Origin of the sequence: Rhodohalobacter sulfatireducens, assembly GCF_022012475.1 — a bacterium.
In the GTDB taxonomy this organism is placed as follows: domain Bacteria; phylum Bacteroidota; class Rhodothermia; order Balneolales; family Balneolaceae; genus Rhodohalobacter; species Rhodohalobacter sulfatireducens.
In genome coordinates, this window is sequence record NZ_JAKLWS010000001.1 from 395,183 (window position 1) to 417,057 (window position 21,875).

Here is a 21,875-nt window from a genome sequence, read left to right on the forward strand (position 1 = left end):
CCTCTCGAGAGGGGATTTAAGGTGGGTCATTACTCAGCGCCTAACCGAGCCCTCGGCGCTTATTCACTTTAAACCGCGAAGAGCAGGAAGTACCCCAAAGAATAGATTATTCCTCCAACGGCAATATCTCAATATTACGAAAGTGTGTTGGGTGACTTTCGGCCTGCAGTGCGATGTATCCCGCGGTAATGATCATATCACCATTTTCAGGAATGAGATGTTCTGTATTTGGATCAGAAGGGTCATATTGGGGTTCGCTATAGCTGAGAACCTTCTCACCATTTATATAATGATGAATCATCTCTCCTCCGTGAACTTCTGCCTCAACCGTAACCCATTGATCTCCATGGTAGGTTTTTGAACTCGATTCCGTGCAGTGTGGAGTGATCAGTTCTCCATCCATCACAATGTGTGTGCCCATTGAACAGATGTTTGCGGTTGGGCGCTCATCTGTTCCATTACCTCCCAAAAGCTGAACTTCAATGGATACGGGTGAGGGCTGATCGATCCCCATCGACTCCGGGGATTGAGAATGAAACTTGATCCCGTTATTTCGCCACGCCCAATCGGGGGCGCCCGGAATCTGCTCCCCTACAAACCGATATTCGAGTCGGATTTTGTAGTTCGAATAAGGCTGCTCGTAGAAAAGGTGACCAAATTTGCCATCAAACGTTTCATAGTTATCGTAGGAAACTTTGAGAAGTCCATCTTCAACCCGAAAGGTATTTTTAAAATTAACTCCGGGTTCATGACCTGCAAATTTGGGCGTCCAGCCATCCAGGTTTTCTCCGTTGAAAAGTGAGATCCATTCATCCTGCGATTCACTTTCATTTAGATTTACTTCGGGCAAATGAGTCATTGAAACAGCACTCAATACAATTACACTGAAAAGAATAAACGTTATTTGAAATGAGCGCTGTTTATACATGGTTACCGGTTTATAATACTAGTTTTTAAAATTGTGTGAGCAGGTCATCCCTTTGCGCCTCCCTTCGATGGGGGAATTTTAATTAGTCCCAGGATTGTCCGTTCAGCTGACTCAAAAACTCCACCAGATCTCTGAGCTGAGTTCGGGAAAGAACATCCCCTACCGCTATCATTGCAGACGGGGCATCCTGCCTGTTCGAAATATCTGATTTAGGAATTGTCACCTCTTCTCCACTCACAGTTAGAGTAAGTTCTGAATCTGTTTCTTCCTGGAATATTCCACTCACGGTTTCGCCATCACTTCTCGTAACGGTGATCGAAGAATATCCGGCTGCCGGTTGCGCAGACGGGTCAATCATGGAAAGGAGTAACTCCTCCCTGCTCAATCGATTTCCAACTTCTGTGAGATCGGGTCCCACTTCGGCACCAAACCCATTGATCATATGACATCGGGCGCATTGGGCCGAAACATCAGAATAGAAAATTCTACCTCCTTGTTGAGCGTTTCCGCCATATAACGTTTCACGATATTCGGCAATCGGATCCTCCTCCGGTTTCTGAGCTTTATATTCTTCAAGAGCCTGTTGAACCTCTTCGGATTCACTATTTTCGGCCGCCAGCACAAGATCAAGATGGATGTTTCGATTTAGATCTCCATCTTTAAGTGCCTCCAATTCATTCACCAAAAGATCAGCAGCTCCGGGTGTATTGAGCCGTGCGAGAGCACCATAAGCCTCTTTCTTTTCAGATGCGGTTCCCTCCTCTAAAGTTGTAGTGTAAAGCGCCACTTTCGTTTCAGGTGTGAAGTCCGAATCCACCAGGAGATTGAGTACTTTCATTCTTACTTCCTGGTTTGAATCCTCCAGAGATATAGCGAGCACGTCGTCCAGTGCCTCGTAATTCAGGTCAAACAGAGCTTGCAGGGATGCGCTACGAACCGAGGCAGATGGATCATCATGAACAAGAGCTAAAATTTGTGAAGAGGCCTCCGTTACATCCAGGTTTCCGATTGCATTGAGTGTAGCCACTTTCAGGTTTTCATTTGAGGATGTGAGATGCGATTCCATAACACCGGCAATCGCTTCCTGGGCATCGCCCAAATTATTGGAGATCTCTCCCCGATACATACCGGTCACACGGTCGAAAATGGAGGGATCATCCCAGGTTTCAAGTGTGTTTAGAGCTTCAACTCTCAGTGTATCAGAGATATCGTTTCGCAATGAGAATTGTGCAAGCCGTTCTGCAGCTTCAGCTGTGCCGTCGTAAAGATTTGCATTGATCATTCGGCGGACCAACGGCTCGTTGTTAAATTCGGTTTGATCCAGGAGAGCTGCGAGGCCTGGTATGGCATCTCCAATGTATGAATCATCTGAGATGGCTCTTGCAGCATTCGTGACAATATATTCGTCCTCATCATCCAAAAATTGCGCAACCCCGGGATCTCCCATTCTTTTCAATGCTACAACGGCAGCAGTTCTCACGGCTAGGGATGGATGATCTTCCAGATTGTTTACAGCTTCACTATCACCAATCCGTGCTAAAGCAACAGCACCGGCGTGGCGGAGATAAACGTCTTCATCGTTATTGGCTTCAAGCATCTCTACGATGGGGGCAACGGCATCTTCAACCCCGATTCGTCCGAGGGCTTCGGCAGCAAACATTCGGACCCTGGCATCTTCGTCTGTTAGCAGTGGAATGATAGCATCGGCTGCCGGTTCATATCGAACATCGCCCAACATCTTGGCGGTTTGAGCACGGGTTTCGGAGTCCTCATCATCCAGGAACTCAACCAAAGGTTCTACTGCTTCGATATATTCGCGGCCGATTTGAGCCAGCCCCCAAATGCCATGGATTCTGGCCAGTTGATGGTCGCTGGATTCAATCTCTCCAAGGAGGAGATCATTTGCCCCCCTGTCCACCAACTCAAACTGCGCTTTTTGCCGGACCCTCATATCTGCATGTGCCAGAAGATCCGTCAATTCGTCTTCTGATTTTTGAGTGTAATCAGAAGCGATCAAATTCTTGGTTTCCGTTCTGATCTCAGAATTTGCATCAGCAGGAGCATCGAGTTTCCATATCCGGCCTTCTCCGTTTCGGTCCCAGCCATCTCGCCAGTCAGTCATGTAGAGTGCACCGTCCGGCCCAAAGTCCAGTCCAACGGCTAGTATACCGGTTAAAACCTCCTCATCTGTATTGAGCTCAAATCCGGCACCATCTTGCTCAAGCGTAAAAGCATAGATTGGCGAATTTGGAACAGATCCCCGAAAGGACATCACGAAAAAATGTTCTTGCCACTCTTGGCTGAGGGCCGTTCCGGGATTATAGGCAAATCCGGCAGGGCCGGCATGATACCCTGAAATTGGTGGTAAGATGTGTGCTGATTGATTCTCAAACCGGGGCTGAAAATATTCTTCATCCATCCACACTTTATACTCATTGTTTTTAGAATCGCGATATTTTCCAAATTGCCAGTTGATACGCCAGCCGCTGTCGGATCCATTTATCAAATAAACCAGCCGTTCATGTTCACCGGGATGGTCGCCGTCGTTATCCACAGAGATGAGATTTCCATACTTATCAAAATCGAACTCGTGGGTATTGCGAAGCCCCATGGCATACACCTCAAAATTAGAACCATCGGGGTCAGACCTCAATATGGCTCCCTGGTTTGGGTATTCATGCCGATTACCTTCCTGATCGACAACATTGAAACCGATGTCGCCAATTCCCCAGTAGATACGTCCGTCGGGCCCCACTTTTACGCCGGACATTCCATGTCCCCCGAAACCAATGTGAACATTATATCCATGGCTTAATGATTCTTTTTTGTCAGCCATGCCGTCGTTGTCCGTATCGTAAAGTCGCCACATATCAGGGCCTACTCCCAGGAAAGCGTTATCTTTGAATGTAGTAAGTCCGCCGGCTACATCCGTTACTTCATTGTTAAAATCACTAATATACAGTTGAGACTGGTCTGCAATACCGTCGCCTGAGGTATCTTCTACTTTCCAGATCTCTTCTTCAACCACCGCAAGATCGCGCCAGTCGTGAGAACCGTCTTCATTTCGGTCCGGTATCCACTCATTCTGATCACTTTTCTCGGGGGCAAGTTCGGTGTGTAAAAACTCACGGCGGTCCTCAACAGTTTCCCACTTCATTGATTCAAATCGCCAGCTGTTATCTACACCACGAATATCAAATTCAGAGTTGCCGCTTCGGTTGGTTACTGTTATCCATGCCCGGCCCTGGTCATCCATGTCTATTGCGATGGGGTCAGCGACCAAACTTTCAGAGGCCCACAACGAGTATTCCAAACCCTCGGCTACATCTGCCTGGGTGTTTTGAGTGATCTGTTGTGCTTCTGAAGCAGCTTGATCAGCCTCTACGCGTAAAACCCGTGGCTCAAATTCTACAGATTCGATATCAGGATCTTCGCTGGAACAGCTTTGAAATAGAAATGCAGCGATAAACAGGATTAATATTGGGGTAAATCTTTTTTTAAGATCTGTGAGAAGAGAACTGAAATTGCTCATTGAAACTATGTTATGGTAAAAATGATAAGTAGAGTAAACCGGTACAATGTAACTTCTTAAATCCAAAAAGTTAACTGCATATTTAAATCAGTCTTAAAAGTTCAATAAATGACCTCTATGAGGGATTTTCTGTTTTCGAAGGCGGTAACCAAGCATTTATCTCAAATGAGAAGCCAAAAAGAATTTGAAATGGGAGTCTAAGGATCACGGGATAAGAATGGGTACAAATGAAGTGTAATTCAAAGATTAAACTTCAACTTTACCTGTAAATAAAAGTAAAAATCAATATTTCTTCAGAATTCATTCAAGATTAGAGCAGATTTCAGATCTATTTTACAGAAGAGTCAATTAGCCCATTCGCTAAAGAGTTTAGATGTTGAAAGTATAACTTACAGCAGATGCCATTATAAAATTCAATGTTTAAGTTTAAGACAATAAGGGTGTTGGGAAATAACGGGATAATGATAACGAGAAGTAAATGAAAAAAAATAAGTACAACCTGGCTATTTATACTGTAAGTATCAGCCTTTTAGTTACAGTTAATCTATTTTTTTCTGAACGAATATGGGCTCAGCAAACCCAGACGATAAACGCCCATCAGATAGACTCATCTATTCGCATTGACGGAAGGCTTGATGAAGAAGCATGGGGTGAAGCAGAAATGGCCACTGATTTCAGACAATTCACACCTAATGAGGGTGATTCACCAAGTCAAAAAACGGAAGTTCGGGTCCTTTATGGTGAGGACGGTATATACGTAGGGGCGATGCTCTACGATGATAATCCCGCTGAAATTGAACGGGCTTTGGGCAGAAGGGATGATTACAATCGTGCCGATTGGTTTATTGTTTCCTTCGATTCCTATTTCAATCGCCAAAATGCATTTACTTTTGGAGTCAATGCCGGTGGAGTTCAGTATGATGGTATTCGAAGTTCGGGCGGTTTTGGCGGAGGACCCGGAATACCCGGTGTTGATGAATCCTGGGATGCAGTTTGGTATTCAGATATAAGTATAACGAATGATGGATGGGTTATTGAAATTGAAATACCCTACAGTATGCTTCGGTTTTCGGCAGCTGAGATTCAGACCTGGGGTGTTCATTTTACGAGAAGGATACCAAGACTCGGTGAAGTATTGGAGTGGCCATTGGTTCCAAGGGTAGAAAGAGACAACCTGATTACTCAGTTTGGTTATATGCAAAACATCAGAAATGTTGAACCTAAACCAAATATCCAGGTTCGACCGTATTTGGTTAGTGGTTACAATTCAAGTGAAAACCCAACGGCTCCGGGAGAAGTAGCAACAGACACAAATATTGATGCAGGTGTTGATTTTAAAGTGGGATTGGGTCCGAATGTAACTCTTGATGCAACCATCAACCCTGATTTTGGACAGGTTGAGGCCGATCCTGCTGTTTTGAACCTGACAGCTTTTGAAATATTTTTTCAGGAACAACGACCGTTTTTTGTTGAGGGTATAGAAATTTATGAATTTTCCGTTGGCAGGGGAGAACTGCTTTATACAAGGAGAATTGGGGCAGAAGACCCAATTATTGGGGCTACCAAACTTTCCGGCCGTACTGAAAATGGACTCTCGTTCGGCGTTTTGGGGGCAATGACAGGGACCGATTTTGATCCGGCGAGAAATTATGGTGTAGTTCGGGCAAGTCAGCAGATTGGTGATTATTCAACAATGGGAGGTATTCTTACCTTTTATGACAGTCCATTTAATCCAGAGAATGGAAGGAGAAGAGCTTATACAGGTGGAGCTGACTGGGATATTCGGTTTGCTGACAATAACTATGGCCTTGATGGCTACACATCATTTACTCACAGAACCTTGACGGAAGATGACGAATCCCAAACCGGATTTTCCGGACGCTTTTTTGCCGAGAAACGACAGGGATCCTGGAGGGGATTCATTGGATCTGAGGTATATAGCGACGATTTTAATCCGAACGATCTCGGTCAACTAAGGGCAAACAATTTTATACGAGGACTGTTCAGATTTGAACATGAAGTGAATGGGGGACGTCCATTTGGCCCCTTTCAGCAAGCGGATGTGGATGGGTTTTTCACCCAGTCAGTTTCATATGACACAGGTTTAAACCTTGGATTGGGCTTAAGAACCGGTTCTAACTGGACCTTTAATTCTTTTCAATCTATTGGAGCAGAACTTGATTTGGAAAATCTTTTTGGAGGGTATGACCTTTTTGAAACAAGAGGCCTGGGGCCTTATGCACAGCCTTTTACTGCCGCAGTGGAATTAGAATTCGAAACAGATGAGAGACGGCCCTGGCAGCTTTCACCTGAAGTGGAATGGACATACCATGGTGATGGGGGAAATGAATATGGACTCGGAATGCGTGGAAATTGGAATGTAGGATCAAGGTTAGATCTGTCAGCAAATGTAGAGGGAGAGTGGGAAAAAGCCGTAATAGCCTGGGCATCGAATGAATCGTTCCGAAGAGATGGAATGAATTGGTTAATAGGGGAAACTTCAGCATCGCCGTCCAATTTGAGTGATGATGAGTATCGCTCGTTTGATGAGGGTGGAGAACTAACACCGATTCTTTCAAGTACGGAGCCTTTTGGCGATCAAGCGTATTATGTTCCCTTATTTGGAGAAAGAGATACACGTTCCATCGATTTCACACTCAGAAGTACAGTTACATTTACTCGCAACCTGTCACTTCAAATCTACAGCCAGCTTTTTCTTGCAAAAGGTAAATACGAAAATTTTAAAATATTACAAGATCGGGATCATCTTGCTGATTTTAGCTCCTATCCAAAACGGGATGAGTTTTCATATAATAGTTTTCTCTCAAATATGGTACTTCGCTGGGAATACCGTCCCGGGTCAACCATCTTCCTGGTATGGTCTCACGGAAGGAATTTCTCGGACGCAATTAATCCTCTTTCCCCTTATGGCTCCTCTCCATACGACAGGCCCATAGGAACTCAAATCAACGATACCTTTGACATACTTCCTAATAATTCAATTCTGCTTAAAGTGAACTATACGTTCCTTTATTAGGAGTTAGAATTGAAAATTAAATGCAAAACGTTCGCAGACAAAAATCTCAATAAAATCTAGCTATGTTTAGAAAACTTAACTCTCCTCATTTAAATGAAATTGTGAGTCCGGATCTGGCAATCCTGTTTTTAAGAATTGGAACTGCTTGTCTGGTTATGACTCATGGAATTCCAAAACTTTTAAAGATCATTAATGGAGATTTTAGTTTTGGTGATCCACTTGGACTTGGGTCTGCGGTTTCTCTGGTATTAGCAACATTTGCTGAGGTAATATGTGCCATCTTTGTACTGATTGGATTATGGACTCGATTGGCGACTATTCCACTAATATTTACTTTTATAGTCATCGTATTTGTTGTTTACGCCGGTGATCCATTTGGGGATAAGGAGTTGCCCTTGTTCTTTCTGATAGCATTTTTGTCACTGTTTTTGACAGGCGCCGGTAAGTACTCAATCGATGCAAAAATCAACGATGGATTAAATTAAAAGAGGGTTTAATGATAAGTGGTTTAATTCCCCGACCCTCTGGGTTGGAAAAAGATAAAAATCCCCATTACATCCTACGCCTAAGGCTTCGGTGCACAGGTTGAAGGGGAAAGCGAACCTGCCTGCGCTGAAGATTCGGAAGACAGGCCCGCCTGCGCCCAAGGCTTCGGAGGACAGGCGGAGTAAGCCGGGGATGACTTTCTGAGTTTAAAAATGTCAAATACTAGAATTCTGATTCACAATGCATCATCCCCCATTGCCATCCGTCAGCTAACGGATGGACACTCCAAAAATAAGCCATGTATTGACCAAAATGTTATGGGTTCTTCGTTGATACCTCGCGGGCTCTGCCCCGAGGTAGTTCATTAGAGACAACTGATAAAAGAATTTTCTGATACCATTCCAGGATTCATTGGATTTGTGTTTACTCTGAAGCCATTAGCTATAAATCTTTTCTGCAACAAAATTAAAAAGTGAATATAATATTGTTGAGAATATGGGCAGTTTTGAAAAGAGAGATTAGGTAAACATGTTGTTCTTTACTTTTTTCCTACGTATGAATGTAAATCGAAGATTTTGTTTATCATGGCAAGAATATTTATCACAGGATCATCAGCGGGACTTGGGCAATTAGCAGCAAAATCATTGATCAGTCAGGGACACCGGGTTTTACTGCACGCCCGCAATCAAAATAGAAAGCAGGATACGCTGGAAAGTGTGCAGGATGCCGAAGACGTGTTGATCGGTGATCTGTCAAGTATTGAAGAGACGAAGCATTTGGCCGAAAAAGTAATGGCCCTTGGAACGTTTGATGCCATCATTCACAATGCCGGAGTGTATCGGACGGATCAGGAGAAAATATTGACCGTGAATACCCTGGCTCCCTACATTCTTACCTGCTTGATTGAAAAACCGAAACGTCTTATCTACCTGAGTTCCGGCTCGCACAAGCATGGAAGCCCCTCACTTGAGAGAATAAAATCAGGAAAAGGTGTGAGCTATTCTGATTCCAAATTTCATGATCTGATGCTTGCAAAAGCGGTTGCCCGCAAATGGCCGGATGTCTATTCCAATGCTGTCGATCCGGGCTGGGTTCCTACAAAAATGGGAGGACGTGGTGCACCGGATGACCTCGACAAAGGATATGAAACGCAGGTGTGGCTGGCAGTGAGTGATGATGAAAAAGCGAAAGTGAGCGGCCGATATTTTTATCACAAAAAAGAGGCAAACTATCAATCGAAAGCTGATGATACGGAATTGCAGGATAAATTTATGGATGTTTGCGAACATGCAACGGGTGTTCATTTTCCTGAATAGCCTTAGTTAGGGATTAGAATGTTGAAAAAGATATCCCCTCCTACCTGCCCTCGATACGTCGGGGTGTAAGGAGTGGTTCGGGGAGGTAGAAAAGAGATTTAATTCTGAAATTTGAACAAAATTCTGTTCCTCTAATGAGATGCCTTTTGCGTAACCACCCCTAAAACCCCTTCCCGACGGTTCGGGACAGGCTCTTAGAAAAGGAGGGGACTTTTCTATACCAATTTTTTTCCTTATCTCGAGTTCACGTTGAATAGGCAAATTAAATCCTGATCCCAAACCCGTGCAGCAAAACTAATCTCAAACCAACGTACATCACAAGAATAGCGGTTAACACTCCTATAATCCGAATATTAAATTTCTCATTGGTCAGATAAGACCCGAGGCTCCCTCCCAAAACGACTGCTATAATAAGTTGAAAAATCAGGTCATGGTTAATTTGAAATGTTCCTGCCACGGTCAGGCCAATCAGTCCGGCGATGGAATTCACAAGAATAAAGACAGAAGCTAACGAAGCGATCGTTCGCGGATTCTTCCAATCCATGAGATTAAGAACGGGTGAAAGGTAAATCCCTCCCCCAATCCCCGAAATTCCGGCTAACAAACCCACACTTCCGCCGAGGGATAGCTTTTTAGAAAGGCTGAAATTTTTAGACTGAAGTTTATATTTCACAAATTTTAGAATCATAAAACAGCCGGCAAGCATCAGGGCTGACCCTAAAATCAGGAAAAAAATCTGCTGAGTTAAACGTAGCTGAGCCCCTAAATACGCCATCGGGATACTGACTGCAAGGAAGGGCCAGAACTGCCTAAAATCGAAAACCCGTTTTCTTATAAAAATGAGCGTGCCAATGGTGACCACGCAGACATTCAACACCAGGGCGGTGGATCGTATCTCAAAAAAATCAGTAAAAAAGAGACTCAAAATGGCCAGGTAACTGGATCCTCCTCCAAAGCCCACAGAGCTGTAAAAAAGTGCAACCAGGAAGAAAATGTATGGGAGGTATTCTACATCCATTTATGAGTTTTGCTATGACTAAAATTTTTTGGAGAAGTATAGAATTTCTGGCAGTCATCGGTTGAGTCAACTCTAAAGCGATTCAATTATTCAAAAGTCCCTGCATTCTTCGAAAAAACTCATCCGATAACTGTTAAATCATTTAAATCAAAATAACCTCGACTATTTCACCTTCCGGCACAGACTTTGGTCCGTCGAAAAAGACAAGCGCATTTCCCATCGCCATCGAGTGAATCATGGATGAACTTTGTCGATTCAAAATCGATACGGTTTGGTTATCCACATGTGCTTTCAAAAAAATCGGCCGCTCCGAACCGTATTCAAACTCATGGCTGATTGGAATTGAAAGTCTCTGCAATCCTGTTTCTGCTGCTCCGCTGAATCGTTGAAGTAAAGGCAAAACATGAATGTAAAAACAGGTCAGAGACGAGGCGGGATTCCCCGGAAGTGCGAAGACAAATTTGTTCTCTTTTCGCCCGAAATAAAGTGGCTTTCCCGGTTTCTGAAATATTTTGTAAAACAGTTGGGTGACTCCATTTTCTTCCAGAGCCTGTTTTACAAAATCGTAGTCCCCGACCGAAATCCCCCCGGATAGAAGCAGTACATCAGATCGATCCAAATACTCAGCGATGCCGGATTTGACGGCTGAAAAATCATCTTTGATATGAGTTTTCTCCCGGCACTCAAAACCGAAACGATTCAGGGCCGATTGAAGAGCATAACTGTTCGATTCATAAATCTGACCCTCCGATTTTGATTCACCCGGCGGAATTAATTCATTTCCCGTACTAATGATTCGTACGTCCGGTTTTTTAAACACCGTCACACGATTCAACCCTAAAGATCCAATCAAACCGACCGAAGCCGGGGATATCAAATGACCCGGCGCAAAAACTGTTTCTCCCAATGCCAACTCATTTCCTTGTCGCCGAATGTGCTGTCCTTCGCTTATACGTTCATCGACATGTAGAACTGAATCCTCTTCATTGGTCCTTTCCTGCATCACCACGGCTGTGGTATTTGAGGGGATTTTGGCTCCTGTAAAAATTCGCATCGCTTCTCCTGATTGAAGGGATTTTTCAGAAGTGTCTCCAGCGGCAATTTCACCCACAATTTCATAGTAATCGTAGATCCCGGAAACCGCGTACCCATCCATGGCGGAATTATCAAAGGATGGCAAGTCGAATGGTGATGAGATCTTTTCAGAGAGGTAAAATCCGTGAGAGTCATCGAGATCGACATCAGACGTTTTCCTTTCGATCTCCTGTTGCTCTACGATTTTTAAGGCTTGTTCAATTGAAATCATTACCCGCCGATTGATATCATAGACCGATTCTGTTCGTAGTGCTCTTTCTCCATCTCTACATCCATGCCGTCTCTTGAAAATTTCTTCTCTTTGATGGAGCTCAGAATAATATCCTCAATAGATTTTCCATCTCTGTATGGGTTCAGCAGGTCTGTCTCGGATGTGGCAAAGAGGCAGTTCTTCATTTTGCCGTCGGCGGTCAGGCGGATTCTATTACAGCCCGCACAAAATGGATTCGTAATGGTACTGACAATTCCAAAGTGTCCCTTAAATCCTTTCACTTTATAGTTAGCGGATGTACTGTGTTCCGGATCATCAAGCTTCACAATTTCACCGAATTTAGAATTCGCAGTCTCTAAAATCTCTTCTTTGCTGACACCTTTTTCCCAATCCCACTCATTACCTTTGAACGGCATAAATTCAATAAACTTCACGCCGATATCCTGGTCTTTGGTGAGATCGATAAAATCATTGATCTCCATATCGTTGACGCCCTTAATCAGAACGATGTTGAGCTTGATATCGAAATCATAATCAATGGCTTTGTTGATATTTGCCATGATCCGATCAAAGTAATCACGCTTGGTGATAAACACAGATTTCGACTTCTCAAGGGTATCCAGGCTGATATTGATCTTGCGCAGTCCAACTTCCTGGAAGAGGTCAAAATATTTGTCCAGGATGATACCGTTTGTAGTGAGCTTAAGAGTCACCCCTAAATCAGCAAGCTCTTTGATCAGATATCCTGCATTTTTTCGAACCAGCGGTTCGCCCCCCGTAAGCCGGATCGTATCTACTCCCAAATTGACAAATTTCTCAGCAATTCCAACGATCTCCTCCAACGTCATAATCTTCGGCTTCTCTGTCAGCTCGATGCCCTCCTCAGGCATGCAATAAAAACAGCGAAGATTGCAACGATCCGTGATCGAGATCCTGAGGTACGTGTGTTCTCGTCCGAATTTGTCGACAATTTGTGGAGTCACTTTAGTCATGTCTTTTTCCTTTTAAAACTTGAAATACGTGTAAAAGGTGTGGAAATACAGAGTCGATACATTCTTCAGCTCCCTTTGTAGAACCGGGTAGTCCCAAGATTATTCTGTTGTCTTTGATTCCGGCCACGGATCGCGACAGCATCGCATACGGCATGCGATCTTGGCCATAACGGCGCATCTGTTCTTCTACCCCGGCGAGTGTTGTATCCAGCAAGGGCCGGATTGCATCCGGTGTCACATCCCTCGGTCCGACTCCTGTTCCGCCCGTAAAAATGACCAAGTCATTCTCTGACTCTTTGACCAGTTTTTCAATTTCGGAATGCTCATCCGGAATAACTTTATAATCAGTTTTAAGGCCAAACGATTCCATTTTTGATACAATCAGCTTCCCGGATTTGTCCTCTTTTTTTCCTTGTGAGACGGAATCGGAGCAGACTACAACCAGCGCGGTCAATCCTTCTGTTTTCGTTTTGAAGGATGATTTCCCGCCTGACTTTTTCAACAATTTGATCGTGCTGATTTCCACACCTTTGTCAACGGGCTTAAGCATATCATACATGGTGAGAGCAACAACGCTGACGCCATGCATCGCTTCCACTTCCACACCGGTCTTGTAAATGGTTTTTACCGTCATATTGATAAAAATATCCAGGCCCTGGATCTCATATTCTATATTCGTGGATTCGATGGGCAAAGGATGACAATCCGGAAGCAGGTCCGGGGTTTTTTTCACTCCCAATAAACCGGCAGCTTTTGCCATCTCAAACACATTACCTTTTGGAATCTGATCATTCTCAAGCAATTCAATTGTTTCCTTACTGCTTGTTTTTACGATTGCCCGGGCAGTGGCGATACGTAGGGTGTTCGTTTTGTGAGTGATGTCTACCATTGTTTTCGGTATTCGGTGATCAGTGTGTCGGTATTCGGCACGTCGGTATTCGGTGAATCGGTGATTAGTGGTTTCATTCAGTATCATTTACAAAATGTAGAAGCTTTATTGATCATTGCACCGATCATTCTTCCTAATTTTTGATATTCAGAAATTAGCTGTTCTGCCTCATCTTTATTAATGTATTCACAGTCGAGTGCAACTTCGATCCAATGTTGTGTTTCCTGCTGTTCGCCATCGGCGTCCGTGAGTTTGCTTATAAAGTGTTTCACATATCTGCGTTTCGCCCACGCTTCAGCTATCTGAGCACCAATTGAGCGAGAAGATCGCCGAACCTGATCCGTCAGCGAAAACTTCTCCTCATTCGGAAATCGTTTTGTAATCTCAAAAATTGTAGATGCCAATTCACGAGATAACTTATAAACCTCCAAATCCCTAAAACTGTCAACATACGCCATAACAAATAAATTACATTATTAAAGTAAAGAACACCGAAAACCGACCTACCGATCACCGACTCACCGAATACTGAACACCGACTTACCGAAATCCGACCCACCGACCTACCGATTCACCTTCCACTGATGCGTTTCATCTTCAAAAATTTCTTTGCCAAAAATCGGGACTCGTTCTTTGATTTCATCGACCAAAAACTGGTTCGCTTCCCTTGCGGCTTTTCTGTGAGCCGAGGATGTAAATACAAAGAAGCATAATTCCCCGGCCTGAATTTTACCGAGGCTGTGATAAATGTGAGCACAAGTCAGATCAAACTTTTCGAAGGCTTCTTCCCGGATTTTATCAATCTCTTTTTCAGCCATCTCCTCGTATGCGGTGTATTCTATGGCGGTGACTGCTTTACCATCCACTTCATCTGCACGAATTTGTCCGAGAAAAATACTGTGTCCGCCAATCTCTGTTTTGGACTGGTGCTTCGCGATAGAATCAGAAATTTTCTCGGGCGGAATTGCACCTTGTATAAAAATCTTTTTAGGCATGAGTTTCCTCTTTTAATATAGACTGAATGCCATCCTCAACATTCACCAAATTCGTGAACCCAAAATTATCGCTGAGATATTCTATGGCGTTCTTACTTCTGATTCCGTGCTGACAAAATACATGAACCTGCCGGTCTTTTGGAATTTCATGATGCCGAGCTTTCAATTGATTCAATGGAATGCTGATGATATTGGAATTTTGAGGCCGTGGTTCTTCATAGGGCTCCCGAACATCAAGATACAATTTGTCAGCTGAAGCCAATTCACATTCAATGATTTCCGGTTTTAAACCACGGCTTTTTACCTTTTCAACTTGTTCTGCATTTTTTTGAAGTTTTATCAATTGATCTTGATTTGTCAACAGATCTATGATTTTCAATTTTCCGGAGATTACGGACCCGGCATTCAAAATCATTTTGATCGCTTCTGTAGCTTGTAACGTACCCAAAACGCCGGGCAGAACGCCAATCACACCAACCTCCTCACAACTGACATTTTGATTTGTCGTGGTCGGAAATAAGCACCGGTAGGTTGGGCCGCTCTCATAATTAAATACAGAAAGCTGCCCCTGGTATTTATAGATGGATGCATAAATCCAAGGCTTATCGGTCAACACGGCTGCATCATTAATCAGGTATTTTGTTTGAAAGTTATCGGAGCCGTCGATGATCAAATCAAACTTCTCAAAAAGAGCGAGTGCGTTATTATTATCCAACCGTTCAGGAATGGAAATGAGATTGACATCCGGATTGAGCTTTCGAAGAGCCGTTTTCGCAACCTCACCCTTCAGTTTTCCGACATCAGATTCTCTGTACAAAATTTGTCGATGAAGGTTGGACAGGTTCACATGATCGTGATCCATCAATCCCAACGTGCCGACTCCGGCAGCGGCTAAATATTGAGCGGCCGGACAGCCCAATCCACCCATACCGACAATCAATATCTTGGCATTGCCCAATTTCTCCTGGCCGGCCGACCCGACCTCAGGTAGTTTTATTTGTCGGCTGTATTTTTCTGTGAACCCATTCTTTGGCATAAATTATCCTCCGGAAAATGGGGGTAAAAAGGCAACTTCATCTCCATCTTGTAATGGGCCTGACGCTCCCATGTTTTGATTGACCGCAACCTGTATCGATTTAGTGTCGGACAGAGAATATTTTGAAAAACAGTGGTCCTTTAAAAATTCCACATCAATGTCATCGGAATCCAGTTCTAACACTTCTTCAGTCTTGCCGGCCTCTTCCGCTATCACACCAAAATATTTTATTGTAATCTTCATAAACCTATTTAGATCTCTTTGTGGAGCAGTTCCTGGACATCTTCTTCCGTATCCACATCAAAGGAACCTTTTTTGAAAATCACACTTTGAACATTGTCACTGTTTTGAGCGATAATTTTTTTAGCTCCGACATCCCCTTTTAATTCCAATAAGTGAGGAAAAAAGTCTTTACTCAAAATGGCTGGAACCCCAACATTTCCTTTATAGCTACAAGCCGTGATCTTTTGATTTCCGTTCGCATGATTTTCTAATAATTCCCCAATCAGTTCTTTATTCACAAATGGCTGATCAGATAACAGAAACAGAATGCCATCGAGTGATTTTTCTAATTTGATCGATTCCGAAACTCCCAATCGAATACTGGATGCAATTCCTTCTGACCAATTCTCATTATGTAAGAGAGTAACGTTTTTTGGGTTGATTGATTTTCGGATTTCATCAGCATTTGCGCCAAGCACCAAAACACTCGGATGAAACTGAAATGGATTGATTGTATCAATAACATGTTGCAGCAGCGATTTATTTTGAAACTCCACGAGTTGCTTCGGTCGGCCTAACCGACTTGACGAACCGGCTGCTAAAATCACGACTCCTATGTTTTCTGATTCACTCAAAGCTCAATCGATTTGAACTCATAAAGTTCTTTTTTGTGGATGGATCCCTCCAGTTCCCGAAGATGGTGAACGTCCGATCCGGTCAGCACAGCCTGAATTTCAGACAAAATGGAAAGGCCGATTTCCGCGGGAGTTTCAGCTCCGAGTTGCAAGCCAACCGGAGCATAGATTTTGGCTGATTGTTCATTGGTTAACTCTATTCCATCGGCTGCAAGATCACCCAGCATGCGTTGGTATTTCTTATTTGGACCCAAAATGCCGATGTATGGAATTTTCTCCTCATTCAATAAAAGTTTAAGTACCGCCAGGTCGTAATTATAGTTGTGAGTCATCAGCACAAATGCCGTGGTCTCATTAATCCTGATGTCATCAAGAATCTCTTCGGGGTTGGTCACAACGACCTGGCAGGAACTGAATCGTTGTTCGTTTGCGTGAGTGGGTCGACCATCCGCAACGATTATGTCCCAGCCCAGCACTTCAGCCATTCGCGACAATACCTGGGAGTCATTCCCCGCTCCAACCAAGACCAACGTTAGTGGCGGAGTGATGATATCTGTAAATGCATTCTGAGTATCGTTTTCAGTATGATATTCACCGAAATGGTTGAGCCGTTTCTCAAGAGAATTCCCGGCAACCTGATGGATCTTCTCAGAAAGTGCGGGTTTATCAATCTTTCCCGTGCTCTCTCCTTTTTCATCAATCAATAATGTGGTACCCACCTGGTCCTTGGTTTTATCAAGATTGAAGATCGAGACCAAAGCTACGGGCTGATCATAACTTTCTGCTATTTTCAACAATTCGATTGGGTTATTCTCTTGGCCAGGATCAATCGGTTCAAACAATACCTGGATGATTCCATTACAACCAAGCTGGGCACCGATTATAGCATCATCTTCGTCGCTGGTATCATAAGTCACCAGTTTGTTTTTGTTTTGATCCAGTGCCAGCAGGGCTTTTCGCAAGGCATCCCCTTCCAGGCATCCGCCGCTAATCGCCCCGGTCATAAAACCATATTCATCGACCAGCATCCGGGCCCCTGCGGCTCGGTAGGAAGATCCCTCTACGTGAACAACAGTTGCTAAAACCGATTTTTGATCCTTGTTTTTTTTCTCTTCGTAGGCTGATATGATCGATTCAATTTCTCTCATTGCATACTTAATTTTAATCTTGGAATCACTTCTTTAATAGTGCTGATAGCTGTTTTAATCTCTTCTTCTGTTGTGAACCTGCCGAGTCCAATTCGAATGGAGGAAAGGGCAAGTTCATTAGAAAGCCCAATCGCTTTTAATACGTGAGACGGCTTGTGCGTAGACGATGTACAGGCCGAGCCCTGTGAGACTGCAAGATTTTTCAGGCGTCGAATCATGTAGGTGTTATCGATATTTTGGAACGAGATGTTTGTCATATAAGGCAATCGGTTTTCTGCTGTGCCATTCAATTCCACACCATCCATTTCCAATAATTCTTTTTCCAGTTTTTCTCGTAAAAGACTCAAGCGTTCTGAGTCCTCTTCCATTTTATTCGAACATAGTTCACAAGCTTTTCCAAATCCTACAATTGCAGGTACATTCAGCGTTCCGGGTCGCACTCCCTTTTCCTGTCCGCCACCGGTGATGAATGGCGAAATATCCGGCTTGTTATCTTTATTAAGATACAACGCACCCGCTCCTTTTGGGCCGTACATTTTATGAGATGAAAAGGTCATGATATCCACGCCAAGGTCTTTCACATCCACCGGTATTTTACCAACGGATTGAGTGGCATCGGACATTAGTGGAATACTGTTTTCCCGGGTGATTTTTGAAATTTCTTTCAGTGGATGAATCGTGGCAATTTCATTGTTGGCGTGCATCAGGGTGACCAAAATCGTCTCATTCCTGATGGCGCTATGTAATTCATTCAGATTAATCATCCCGGACTCATCGACCGGCAAATATGTAACTTCAAATCCCTCCTGCTCTAAGCTTTCACAGGTGTCAAGTACCGCTTTGTGTTCCGTGGCACAGGTTATGATATGATTTCCATTATCCCGATGAGCCTTCGATAAACCTCTAAGAGCTATGTTGATTGCTTCCGTCGCGCCGGATGTAAATGTTATTTCGGTCGCACTTGCACCGATCAAATTAGCAATTTGTTCTCGTGCAATATCAACCGCTTCCTCAGCTTCCCATCCAAAGGCGTGACTGATGCTCGAGGCATTACCAAACTTTTCGGTAAAATAGGGCAGCATCTCTTCCAAAACCCCGGGATCAACCGGGGTGGTGGAATTGTAATCTAAATAGATTTTCTTATCGGGATTCATGGCTTGTTGAATTCACGACATTAGTATATCTCAATTATAATCAATGAGTGTAAACTGCGTCTTAAGAAAGAGGCTACAAAAACAAAAAATTTTAGTGATTTAGTGTTTTTGTAGCTGTCTGACAGACTTTTTAAAGAGGTTGTAATACCACTCACTAAAACTAAGTAATAAGATTTTTTTTGAATTATGAAGAATCAATCATCTTTTAAATTTATTTAACATCAAACTGCAGTAATAATTATTTATTTATTATGAATAATGGTAGTTAAAAAAGTGAATTATTTGGAGATTGAAATATTGATTTATGCGCACCGAATAGTTTAATTACTAATACATATGATTAATTAAAGACCTCATCAACATGCCTACATACACTTTAAATATAAATGGAGAAGAAAGAGAAGTAGATGCTTCACAAGATACCCCCCTTTTATGGGTCTTAAGAGACCATCTGAATCTATTGGGTACAAAATATGCATGCGGTATTGCTCAGTGCGGTTCCTGTACGGTTCATTTGGATGGAAGTGCAATTCGATCCTGTACTTTCCCGGTTTCGGCCGTGAGAGATGCTGAAATAACAACGATTGAAGGGTTGTCAGAGAATGGTGATCATCCCGTTCAACAAGCGTGGCTGGAGCATGATGTCTCGCAATGCGGTTATTGCCAGGCAGGTCAAATTATGACGGCCGCAGCACTCTTAAATCAGAATGCGGATCCATCGGATCAAGAAATTCAGTCGGCGATGAACGGAATCCTGTGCCGGTGTGGTACTTACCTCCGAATCAACAAAGCCATTAAAACCGCAGCCAAAAATTCCTAAGATATGACAGTTGCAAAAACAAAATTTGACAGACGATCTTTTTTGAAAACAATGGCAGTGGGTGGAGGCGGACTCATGCTTGGATTCAGTTGGTTCTCAGCGTTGGCAAAGGATCCAAAAGCCGCGAATTTGCCGGATGAAATATTTGAAATCAATGCCTATATCAAGGTTCATCCCGACGGGAAAGTGACGATCTTGTCCCCTAATCCCGAAATCGGTCAAAATGTAAAAACATCGATGCCTCTGATTGTGGCCGAAGAACTTGATGTAGACTGGAATGATGTACGTGTAGAGCAAGCCCCTCTGGATACGTCGAAATATACAAGACAGTTGGCAGGTGGAAGTCAGTCGATTCGACTGGGCTGGGACAGCCTTAGAATGGCCGGGGCTACAGCGAAACTGTTGATGGTAACGGCGGCTGCTCAAGAATGGAATGCTGATATTGAAGACCTTACCACGGAAAAGGGGATCATTACAAATACTAACACAGGTGAAACGATTGGTTATGGTGATATTGCTTCCAAAGCAGTTTCTATTCCTATACCCGATGAAGTTCCGCTGAAGGATACGGATGATTTTACACTGATTGGCAAGAATATCAAGAATGTTGATGGTTTCGAAATTGTAACCGGAAAACCTCTCTTTGGATATGATTTTACAAGAGAAGGTATGACCCTTGCTATGATCATTCATCCACCGGCATTCGGAATGAGATTAAAATCATATGACGACACTGAAGTGAGATCTATGCCGGGCGTCAAAGATGTTTTTACAATCGATACATCGATCGACGATCCCCAATGGTCTGATGTAAATGCATTTAATGAATTGATCGTCATTACGGGTGATACCACCTGGGAGATCCTGAATGCTAAAAAAGCCTTAGAGGTTGAATGGGAAGCGGTCAGCGAGCTGGAAAACAGTGACGACCATATGAGAAAGCTTGCAGATGCCATCCAAAATGGCTCCGGGAATATGGAACGAGTGGATGGCGACCCCGAGGCCGTTGCTGCACGTGCTCCGACCGTGATAGAACGAACCTACACGGCACCGTTCCTGCCACATAACCCAATGGCACCAATGAACTTCTTTGCAGATGTAAAAGAGGACTCAGCAGATCTGATAGGACCGGTTCAAACACCGGAACAATTACGGACATCAGCATCCCAACTGTTAGGGTTGCCCGAAGAAAATATCCATGTGGATATGACCCGCATGGGCGGTGGATTCGGACGTCGGCTCTATGGAAACTTTGGGTTGGAAGCGGCTGCTATTTCCCAAAAAATCGGTGGGTCTGTTAAGCTTATCTATACAAGGGAAGATGATATGACCCAGGGAACGTACCGGCCGGCGTATGCTATCAAGTATAAAGCTGCATTGGATAATGACGGAAGTTTGATGTCTTTCCAGGCCAAAGGAACCGGAATGCCCGGAGACTCATTGTACGCCAACCGCTATCCTGCAGGTACTCTGGATCATTACTCATGTGAAAAGATTCCGATTCATACGAACATCTCTACAGGAGCTTGGCGCGCTCCAAGCTCTAACTTCACGGCCAGTGCCGAGCAATGCTTTATGGACGAACTGGCCGAGGCAGCCGGTAAAGACCCAATTGAATTTAGGCTGGATCTTTTTGACAGAGCTATGAGAGACCCGGTTGGCGAAGAAAATGACTACGAAGCGGATCGCTATGCAGGTGTGCTGGAACTGGTCAGAGAAAAATCAAACTGGGGCCAGGAGATGCCCGGTGTATATCGTGGTGTTGCAGCCTATTTTTCTTATGGATCATACGCGGCTCAAGTGGTCGATCTGGTGAAAGAGGGGGATGATATTAAAATCCAAAAAGTGTGGTGCGCTGTAGACTGCGGTATTGTCGTGAATATGGAAGGTGCTGTCAACCAGGTGGAAGGTTGTATCATTGACGGGCTGGGACACGCCATGTACAGTGAATTAACATTCAATGACGGGGCGCCCCAACAGAGTAACTTCAATAATTACCGAATTATGAGAAACTCAGAAGCCCCGGCAGAGATTGAAGTTTTCTTTGTGGAGAGCGACACCCATCCAACAGGATTAGGTGAACCGCCATTTCCACCGATTATGCCGGCCTATGCTAATGCACTTTACAAAGCAACAGGTAATCGCTATTACAATCAGCCATACTTGGTTAAAGACCAAACGATGCTTGCCATGCATCGTTGAAAGATTAACAACTAAATCAAGGAGCAACGGACCTTCTCGATATATGAAATTAACCTTTGTTTGACTTTTTATTGAAATTGAAAAGGTGACCCCGGTGAACTCATTTTTTGGGAAGGTCGTTTATTTTAGTTTAGACATTTATAAACGCACATCAATCCC

The 21,875-nt window shown here is 43.7% G+C and carries 18 protein-coding genes; 5 read left to right on the forward strand and 13 right to left on the reverse strand.

The window, feature by feature from the left end; translation table 11 throughout:
* Nucleotides 1-106: 106 nt before the first annotated feature.
* Nucleotides 107-928, reverse strand: coding sequence for a 3-keto-disaccharide hydrolase (locus L6773_RS01710; RefSeq protein WP_237852108.1), 822 nt, complete (start codon nucleotides 926-928; stop codon nucleotides 107-109).
* Between the two features lie 82 nt (nucleotides 929-1,010).
* Nucleotides 1,011-4,460: a HEAT repeat domain-containing protein gene (locus L6773_RS01715; RefSeq protein ID WP_237852109.1), complete on the reverse strand. Its 3,450-nt coding sequence runs from the start codon at nucleotides 4,458-4,460 to the stop codon at nucleotides 1,011-1,013.
* 478 nt (nucleotides 4,461-4,938) lie between these two features.
* Here L6773_RS01715 and L6773_RS01720 point away from each other — a divergent pair, with 478 nt between their 5' ends.
* From L6773_RS01720 to L6773_RS01730, 3 genes are all read left to right on the forward strand, one after another.
* Nucleotides 4,939-7,497 carry a DUF5916 domain-containing protein gene (locus tag L6773_RS01720; RefSeq protein ID WP_237852110.1) on the forward strand — a complete coding sequence of 853 codons (2,559 nt, stop codon included), beginning with the start codon at nucleotides 4,939-4,941 and terminating at the stop codon, nucleotides 7,495-7,497.
* A 62-nt stretch (nucleotides 7,498-7,559) separates the two neighbouring features.
* Nucleotides 7,560-7,982: a DoxX family protein gene (locus L6773_RS01725; protein WP_237852111.1), complete on the forward strand. Its 423-nt coding sequence runs from the start codon at nucleotides 7,560-7,562 to the stop codon at nucleotides 7,980-7,982.
* A gap of 585 nt (nucleotides 7,983-8,567) precedes the next feature.
* On the forward strand, nucleotides 8,568-9,299 hold the full coding sequence (locus L6773_RS01730) for an SDR family NAD(P)-dependent oxidoreductase (protein ID WP_237852112.1): 732 nt from the start codon (nucleotides 8,568-8,570) through the stop codon (nucleotides 9,297-9,299).
* Nucleotides 9,300-9,561: 262 nt separating this feature from the next.
* Here L6773_RS01730 and L6773_RS01735 read toward each other — a convergent pair whose 3' ends face one another.
* The 11 genes from L6773_RS01735 to L6773_RS01785 all read right to left on the reverse strand — a co-directional run bounded on the left by L6773_RS01735 (nucleotide 9,562) and on the right by L6773_RS01785 (nucleotide 18,694).
* Complete coding sequence (locus L6773_RS01735; RefSeq protein WP_237852113.1) at nucleotides 9,562-10,317, reverse strand: sulfite exporter TauE/SafE family protein; 756 nt, start codon at nucleotides 10,315-10,317, stop codon at nucleotides 9,562-9,564.
* A gap of 142 nt (nucleotides 10,318-10,459) precedes the next feature.
* Entirely contained in the window at nucleotides 10,460-11,623 is a 1,164-nt protein-coding gene (locus tag L6773_RS01740) for a molybdopterin molybdotransferase MoeA (protein WP_237852114.1), read from the reverse strand.
* A complete protein-coding gene (gene moaA, locus L6773_RS01745) occupies nucleotides 11,623-12,615 on the reverse strand; it encodes a GTP 3',8-cyclase MoaA (RefSeq protein WP_237852115.1) in 993 nt (330 codons plus the stop codon). The genes L6773_RS01740 and moaA overlap by 1 nt, the downstream gene beginning before the upstream one ends.
* Complete coding sequence (gene moaCB / locus L6773_RS01750) at nucleotides 12,608-13,591, reverse strand: bifunctional molybdenum cofactor biosynthesis protein MoaC/MoaB (protein WP_237852116.1); 984 nt, start codon at nucleotides 13,589-13,591, stop codon at nucleotides 12,608-12,610. The genes moaA and moaCB overlap by 8 nt, the downstream gene beginning before the upstream one ends.
* Nucleotides 13,588-13,962, reverse strand: coding sequence for a four helix bundle protein (locus L6773_RS01755; RefSeq protein ID WP_237852117.1), 375 nt, complete (start codon nucleotides 13,960-13,962; stop codon nucleotides 13,588-13,590). Before L6773_RS01755 ends, moaCB begins: the two co-directional genes overlap by 4 nt.
* Before the next feature lie 105 nt (nucleotides 13,963-14,067).
* Nucleotides 14,068-14,499, reverse strand: coding sequence for a molybdenum cofactor biosynthesis protein MoaE (locus tag L6773_RS01760; RefSeq protein ID WP_237852118.1), 432 nt, complete (start codon nucleotides 14,497-14,499; stop codon nucleotides 14,068-14,070).
* Nucleotides 14,492-15,535, reverse strand: coding sequence for a HesA/MoeB/ThiF family protein (gene moeB / locus L6773_RS01765; RefSeq protein ID WP_237852119.1), 1,044 nt, complete (start codon nucleotides 15,533-15,535; stop codon nucleotides 14,492-14,494). The genes L6773_RS01760 and moeB overlap by 8 nt, the downstream gene beginning before the upstream one ends.
* Nucleotides 15,536-15,538: 3 nt before the next feature.
* A complete protein-coding gene (locus L6773_RS01770; protein ID WP_237852120.1) occupies nucleotides 15,539-15,778 on the reverse strand; it encodes a MoaD/ThiS family protein in 240 nt (79 codons plus the stop codon).
* An 8-nt stretch (nucleotides 15,779-15,786) separates the two neighbouring features.
* The gene (locus L6773_RS01775) at nucleotides 15,787-16,392 is read right to left on the reverse strand and encodes a nucleotidyltransferase family protein (RefSeq protein ID WP_237852121.1); all 606 of its coding nucleotides are present in this window, start codon (nucleotides 16,390-16,392) and stop codon (nucleotides 15,787-15,789) included.
* Entirely contained in the window at nucleotides 16,389-17,540 is a 1,152-nt protein-coding gene (locus L6773_RS01780; RefSeq protein ID WP_237852122.1) for an XdhC family protein, read from the reverse strand. The genes L6773_RS01775 and L6773_RS01780 overlap by 4 nt, the downstream gene beginning before the upstream one ends.
* Nucleotides 17,537-18,694: a cysteine desulfurase family protein gene (locus L6773_RS01785; protein WP_237852123.1), complete on the reverse strand. Its 1,158-nt coding sequence runs from the start codon at nucleotides 18,692-18,694 to the stop codon at nucleotides 17,537-17,539. Before L6773_RS01785 ends, L6773_RS01780 begins: the two co-directional genes overlap by 4 nt.
* A 361-nt stretch (nucleotides 18,695-19,055) precedes the next feature.
* Between L6773_RS01785 and L6773_RS01790 the strand changes: the two genes are divergently transcribed.
* Both L6773_RS01790 and L6773_RS01795 read left to right on the forward strand, forming a co-directional pair.
* Nucleotides 19,056-19,514, forward strand: a complete 459-nt coding sequence (locus L6773_RS01790; RefSeq protein ID WP_237852124.1) for a (2Fe-2S)-binding protein — start codon at nucleotides 19,056-19,058, stop codon at nucleotides 19,512-19,514.
* Nucleotides 19,515-19,517: 3 nt separating this feature from the next.
* Nucleotides 19,518-21,716 carry a xanthine dehydrogenase family protein molybdopterin-binding subunit gene (locus tag L6773_RS01795; protein WP_237852125.1) on the forward strand — a complete coding sequence of 733 codons (2,199 nt, stop codon included), beginning with the start codon at nucleotides 19,518-19,520 and terminating at the stop codon, nucleotides 21,714-21,716.
* The last annotated feature ends 159 nt before the right edge of the window (nucleotides 21,717-21,875 follow it).